Raw genomic sequence first — 6,410 nt, 5'->3', positions numbered from 1 at the left:
CCCACAAAGGGTGCTGTGCTTGATGCGGCAATCATCGCGCAGTTTCAGCGGATGACGCATTACGGCATAACGGGTTTCGGCACCGTTTCTGCCTTTGCAAAGGCGCTCAAGCGCAAGGACGACTCGAAAGCTCTTGATTCAGCGGTCAAGGACATGATTCGGGGTGACGAACTCATGAGCGAGCTGGCCGAAGCTGCTATCAACGTTCAAGCGGCGGAATGATTGGTGGGGTTGGCGGACACCAGCCGTACCGATACTCGGTGAGTTGTCTTTGGGTAATCAGGCCGACGCTTCCTGCGCCTGCTCCGCGACACCCACAGCGCCCATGCCCGCTGACGTGATCACCAATCACGCACGTACGAGGATTTTCGAGGGCCGACAATGCTGATCAATTGCGTTGCCTACGAGCACGGCTCAAGATTGGCAGACATCCCGGTTGCCGACATCAGCGATGATCGGAAAGTAGCGATCAACCACCGCATCCGATAAGGTGCGGATCCTTTGCGCGGCCGGACTTGTGATCGCGTTTGTCCCTGGCCCCGGAGCCATGCGGTCACGGGGACGGCGGCCACCGCCGCAACAATCGTCGAGATGCCGTGCCCTTGGGTAGCAGACGCTTCGGACGCTCTCGCATTCGTCGCATTCGTTGAAATCTGTGGCTGTGGGGCGGTGCTTGGCCCCCGTATGAACGGGCTGAAGACCGCGCCGCCCGGCTCCATGGCAACAGCCTCCTGCCTTGAATCATTGCTCGATAGCGCCGCGGCCGTCGCGCTTGCCCTCCCAGATTCCACCTCGGCCGCACGTAACCCGCCAGGCAATCCGCCTTCCGCCCACGCCGGTTGAAAGATTGCGGTCACGACCGGGAAGACACTGGCAATCAGAAATCGCCGCGTGTGCCGGCGCGCAATGCTAGTCATTGTTCTTTTCGCATTTGCGCGAATTGATGAGGCAGCGTGCATAGTCGGGATCGTGTTTGAGCAGGAACATGGCCCGCGCCGCGACGGCGGTGTCTGCAAAATCGCTGAACAGCCCGTCAACGCCAGCCTCGTAGAAGGCGAGGTACTCATTGATTGGGTTGCCTGCGAAACTGCCGGTCAGTCGCTTCTGCTCGCTGCGGAAGGTGTACGGATGCACCAGCAGCCCCAGCTTGTGAGCGTTGGCGATCACGTCGGTGGGCGCAAGGAGCTCCCGGTCGCGCTCGTCGACGATGCCATCGCCGGTGACGTCGACGCAGACTCCGGACTTCACGCTTTTGCAAGCGCTCGAGATCAGGTACGGTTTCCACGGGCCGATGCCGTCCGCGTACCCCTTGACCTCACGCAGGCCACGCGGGGTCACGAGATCGCTGAACTGTCCGTCGCGGTTGGAAACGACCCAGTCGTAGGGCTTGTCATAGGGCTTGGTAAGGTCGAGCGAGCCGTCGGGCTTGACATCGTTGGCGTCGATCAACTGGATCAGCCGCACGCTCGTCTTGGTGCGGAGATACCGGAGGTTGGCGGTCTCGAAGGACTGGATGAACACCGGGGCGTTGCGATGGTTCCATCCTGCGGCGCCGAGCACAGCCAGCAACCTGTCTTCGAGCGGCAGACCGATCGCCTGATGGTAGCTCGGATGCTTGGTTTCCGGATAGATGCCGATGCGTCGCTCTTCTTCGCGCGACTTGCGCTTTGCCAACTCGATCACCTCAGCCAGAGTTGGAATCTCGAACTTGCCATTGAAGTCTTGGTCGCGCTCCGGGAAAGACTGAACCGCACGCAGTTGCTTGATCTCGCGCAGGGTGAAGTCGCTGGCAAAGAATCCGTCCGTCGGTACGCCGTCGATTGTCATCGTGCGACGCCGATCGGCAAACTCCGGCAGGCTCTTGACATTAGTGGTATCGATGAGATTGGGCTCGTGCCGTGCGATCAGCACCCCGTCTTTGGTGGCAACCAGATCGGGTTCGATGTAGTCTGCGCCCAATGCGATGCCAAGTGCATACGCTTCCAGTGTGTGCTCGGGCAGGTAGCCACTGGCGCCACCTCTGTGGCCGATCACCAAAGGAGCGTTGTCGCCTCGACGACGCGCCTGCTCCTCGTGAGCACCTGCAGGCACCGCGTTAGCCAGGACGCCAATACCGAGCAGGGCCGCAGTGAATTTCTTCGGAATGGTCATGCGAGATCTCCGTTTGATGGCCAACGGACGGTACTTGCTATGCATGACAATCAGGTGAACGACGGCGGCATCAGAAGGTTGGGGGTAGGGCCGCGTAGGCAATAAACGCCTGGACCAGGACGGCATCCGTGTTACCGCTGACGGCTAGCGCGTGTTCGTGTCAGGTGAGTATGGGGCCTATGTTTAAGAGTTCCCGCGGTCCACGGGCAAGCAGTTGCGCAGCTTCACCCTGCCCACGAATCTGGCGATCACCAAGTTCAGCCCGCAGAAGGACGTTGAAATTGACGTGAATACGGTCGGACGCGTGACCAACAAAGGGTGGTGCCGTCACGCCCGACGCCCTAACCGTCGTGGGCATCGTGCAAGCGAACCGCTCGCGAGCCGACTTGGAGAACCGGGAAAGCAGTCCCGACGCCATTCACGACGTTCAATGTCGAGACGCTGGGCGTCGCTGGCCTCTGGCAGCCCTGGCGTGACGCACAGAAGTCCCCGTCAATAGTTCCACTGTCTTGAGATTCACGCGGACGACCACCCAAGTCTTACGCGCCGGACGGATACCAAGGCCTGAAATTGCGCAAACGCCACGAGACACGGTTGATTCAAGAACTTCTCTTTGACGCCGGCTCGGTAAGTGGAGATACGGTTGTGAAATCACTTGTCCTTCGCCCGCAGCGATCAACTCAATTTTCCAGCAATTTCCTACGCGTGCGCGAGATGTTCAGGCTTACCTCGGCCAACGCAAACAAGTCATCCTAACCCCTCGTCGCGGCCCGGCAATCCCGCGCTGGCCGTTCCTTCATCGGGATGTTCATGCCTTCAAAAGAGCAACATATTCGTCGGTATGAACCGCGATCGTGGTTGGTGGCCGCACTTCTATTGCTCTTTGGGACCCATTCGATGGCGGACGGGCCGCTCATTCGTAGATGTCGAGCGCGTCTTCGATGAATCGCGGATGGGATATCTGGCTCGGCGAACCCTCACGGACCAATTCGTCGAACGCGAATCATCATTGCGCCGACGCATGGAGGCACTGGCTGTCGTGCGGGCCGGCCTCGAACAGGGCCAGTTGCCAGCTGGTTTGCTGGAGGCAGCCATGCGCCATTTGATCGACGCGGAGCAACGACTGTCGCTTGATAGCAAGCTGCTCAAGGCAGAAGAAGCGCACCTTACGGTCGAGTGCCACGACGAAATGTTCCGCAGGGTTCGCATTGCCGTCGAGAAGCTTGCAACCGCCATGAATGCGGACTTCATTCTTGATAGCGTGTTGTATGTCCGACCCGAGGCGGATTGGACATCAAAGGTTATCTGGGAATTGGACAACGACTTGATACTTTCATCAACGGTATGCGGCTCGAAAGATGGCCCCTCGGAGAAGGTCTCGGCCACTCTACGTCAGCCTCTATGACCAATACCCCGGGCGACCCGGTCGACGGCAGTAGGTGAAGAGAAATGGGAGCCCAACTGGCGGCCCCAACGTGCAGCCGGCCTCGGCGCTTGCGCCGAGCCTCTGGAACGACATCGGGAAGCCCTGCCAGGTCCTGGGGGTACAGAAACCAAATCACTTGGAACGCCCGAGCGCTTGGTCCGGGAAGTCTTGATGGAGGACTGCGCATGCGACCAGGGAGCGTGTCCGCGGGGCCATCCGACCGTCAGCCTCAAGGACGGACATATTTTTTTGTAAGCTGCCGTTGAAGAAAGTCAGCGCGAGCAATAAACTTGCGCACGGAGCGCCGGGAGCAGGGAAATCCTTAATCAGCAGCGCCTTTGTTTCTGTGGAGGCGAAGGGTGTGCCGGACGATTTGAGCGCCGACCATTGCTCGGATTGAGGAGATAGTCGTCATGGCGAACACGTTCCGCCGCGCCTGCCAGAAACCGAACGCTCGGGCCGTTGCAAGGAGATGTCGTTTGATGATTTAGCCCTTCATCGTGGCGAGGTGAGCGCCGTCAAGACGCGCCCAGGCTATTGAGGCAGCGGCGTAGGTGTCGCACAAAGTCGTTACCGCTCTCGTGAGCCGTCATAAGGCTGCTTTGGCTGGTTTTGGTTGACGCCTCCGACCATTGTTTGGCCGCCGGCACCTTCTTCAATCGATTGCCATTTAAGTTTGGTTCGCGCAGTTGGGACACCCTCTGCGGCACAGCGTCAGCTTAGAAAGTCGGCAAATTTGCAAGCCGGCTTGGTTCGCGCACACCCTTGATGTCCTGAATCGTCTCTTTCCCGCCTTCGTTGACGAGCAGACGCACGATCGAACCGACCCTCCCCCCAACAAACACCTGTACCTTGTCGCCTCGTTGGATCGCGTCGACCGCGTCCTGTACGTTCACTTCAACAAGCTCACCCTGGTGCAGCCCGCGCATATCCAAGCTGCACTTTGCCCATCGCAATTCGGTCGGTGTCCCGTCGCTTCCCCACCGCACCGCGTGAATCAAGAAAAATGACATGACCGTCTCCATTTTTGAGGGCCGGAGTATGACTTTGGGGTGAAGGTTCAGGCCCCTTGCTGCATTTGTCGCGCCAGCAAGTCGTGCCAGCTAGCCGTCCCGCGCACGAGGCGCTCCCCGTTTGATAGTAGGGAGTTCGCGGAATGGAATGCTCGTCTCAATTTCGATGGCCCGACGCTCCCGACTTCATTTTCTGATGTTTTTTCAGTCGGAACCATGGGGTCTTCTGCGCCCCAGTTGCGCGCAAACTGCCGCGCCACGCGCTCGAGATGGCGGCGCATCGCCCGACCTGCAGTGGAAGGATCGCGCGCGACGATGGCTTCGAGGATCGCGCGATGATCATTCAAAGTCGCTGAGCGCAACTCGGCGGTATGAAAGTGAAGTTCCATGCGCGACCAGAGGCGCCCGCGCTGGTCCCACAGATGCTCGACGACGCCGACCAAGGCATCATTGCCGGTCGCTCGGGCAATCAACACGTGAAAGGCGCGATCCGCGAGTTCGCTCTTCTCTCGGTCGTCATGGAAGGGCGGCCTCAAGTCTGAAGTGCAACACCTCTTCAAGGAAGGTGTTCCATGCAAAACCGACTCAGCTATCAGCAACTGCAGCCCGAGGACCGAATGACCATCGCCAGCATGCGTCAGCAAGACTGCAGCGTGCGGGCCATGGCCCGCACGCTGCGACGCTCGGCTTCGACCATCAGCCGCGAACTCGGGCGCAATACCATGGGGGCACAAGCCTACGGTTCGCATCTCGCCCAGCAAGCCTGCGTGGCGCGTCAGTGCGCCGCGCGCCCCACGGCCAAGCTCGATGTTCGCGGCGTCGTCTGGCGAGTTGTCCTGACGATGCTCGACTGGAAGTGGTCGCCCCAGCAGATTGCCGCTACCCTGAGGCGCACCTTCCCCAACGAGCCTGCACGCCACGTGTCTCACGAAACGATCTACACCGCGATCTACGCCCTGCCCAGGGGCGAGTTGCGACGCCAGCTCATCGCCTGCCTGCGCCAGGGCCGTGGCACGCGCCTGCCGCGCTCGCGCGGCAATGACCGGCGCGGCCAGATCCCCGAGATGATCAGCATCCACGTGCGCCCGCCAGAGATCGAGGATCGCGTGATGCCCGGTCACTGGGAAGGCGACTTCATCAAGGGAGCAGGCAACAAGTCCTCCGTGGGTGTGCTGGTGGAGCGCTCCAGCCGCTTGGTGCTGCTCGCTCGCATGGAAGATGCCACCGCGGTCTCGGCGCTCGCAGGCTTCACCGTCAAGCTCAATTCGATCGCCGCACCGATGCGCCACAGCTTCACCTACGACCAGGGCAAGGAAATGAGTCGTCACCAGCAGCTCGCCCTCAATACCGGCGTGCGTGTGTACTTCTGCGACCCACATAGCCCATGGCAGCGCGGCACTTGCGAAAACACCAATGGTCTCCTGCGCCAGTACCTGCCCAAGGGATCCGATCTGAGCGTCTACAGCCAGGAAGATCTCGATGCCATCGCCGACAGCCTCAACTCCAGGCCTCGTGCCACTCATGGCTTCAACACCCCGCTGGCCGTCTTCTCTCACATGCTCGCAATGGCTCAGCAAGCCCCTTCATCAGTTCAATAACTAAACTGTTGCACTTCGCCCTTGAAACCGCCAAGCGCTGCATGTCGTTCAGGGCAGCCATGATCGCGTCGATCGCTTTGTCGCTCGCCATGCGTGCCGCAACGGCGGCGACTTCGCTCTCGATCATGCGGCGTGCCGAGAGCACCTCGAAGGGCCCCGGCCCCGCTTCGGCCAGATCGGCGACTGCTCCTTCGCTCACGTAGATGCCTGAGCCCCCACGAA

General features: G+C 60.4%; 6 protein-coding genes. 3 read left to right on the top strand and 3 right to left on the bottom strand.

All coding sequences use genetic code 11. The features are described from left to right. Nucleotides 1–222 (top strand): DUF892 family protein (locus ACSFBL_RS34695; RefSeq protein ID WP_435520353.1); only part of this gene is annotated, 222 nt, incomplete at its 5' end. Between the two features lie 687 nt (nt 223–909). Here the strand turns inward: ACSFBL_RS34695 and ACSFBL_RS34690 are convergent. Next, nucleotides 910–2,151, bottom strand: coding sequence for a glycerophosphodiester phosphodiesterase (locus ACSFBL_RS34690; protein ID WP_435520352.1), 1,242 nt, complete (start codon nt 2,149–2,151; stop codon nt 910–912). Between the two features lie 841 nt (nt 2,152–2,992). On the opposite strand from ACSFBL_RS34690, the gene ACSFBL_RS34685 reads away from it, so the two are divergent. Then, nucleotides 2,993–3,556 (top strand): OmpH family outer membrane protein, encoded by a 564-nt coding sequence (locus ACSFBL_RS34685; RefSeq protein ID WP_435520351.1) that lies wholly within the window; start codon nt 2,993–2,995, stop codon nt 3,554–3,556. Between the two features lie 740 nt (nt 3,557–4,296). Here the strand turns inward: ACSFBL_RS34685 and ACSFBL_RS34680 are convergent. After that, nucleotides 4,297–4,590: a hypothetical protein gene (locus ACSFBL_RS34680; protein WP_435520350.1), complete on the bottom strand. Its 294-nt coding sequence runs from the start codon at nt 4,588–4,590 to the stop codon at nt 4,297–4,299. Between the two features lie 47 nt (nt 4,591–4,637). After that, the gene (locus tag ACSFBL_RS34675; protein WP_435520349.1) at nt 4,638–5,126 is read right to left on the bottom strand and encodes a FadR/GntR family transcriptional regulator; all 489 of its coding nucleotides are present in this window, start codon (nt 5,124–5,126) and stop codon (nt 4,638–4,640) included. Nucleotides 5,127–5,162: 36 nt separating this feature from the next. Here ACSFBL_RS34675 and ACSFBL_RS34670 point away from each other — a divergent pair, with 36 nt between their 5' ends. After that, nucleotides 5,163–6,188, top strand: a complete 1,026-nt coding sequence (locus tag ACSFBL_RS34670) for an IS30 family transposase (RefSeq protein WP_435520348.1) — start codon at nt 5,163–5,165, stop codon at nt 6,186–6,188. Nucleotides 6,189–6,410: the final 222 nt, after the last annotated feature.

The organism is Variovorax glacialis (genome assembly GCF_051216375.1).
Classification (GTDB): Bacteria; Pseudomonadota; Gammaproteobacteria; order Burkholderiales; family Burkholderiaceae_C; genus Variovorax.
Note: the sequence above shows the minus strand (reverse complement) of the source record. Positions and strands in the feature narration are given on the sequence as shown.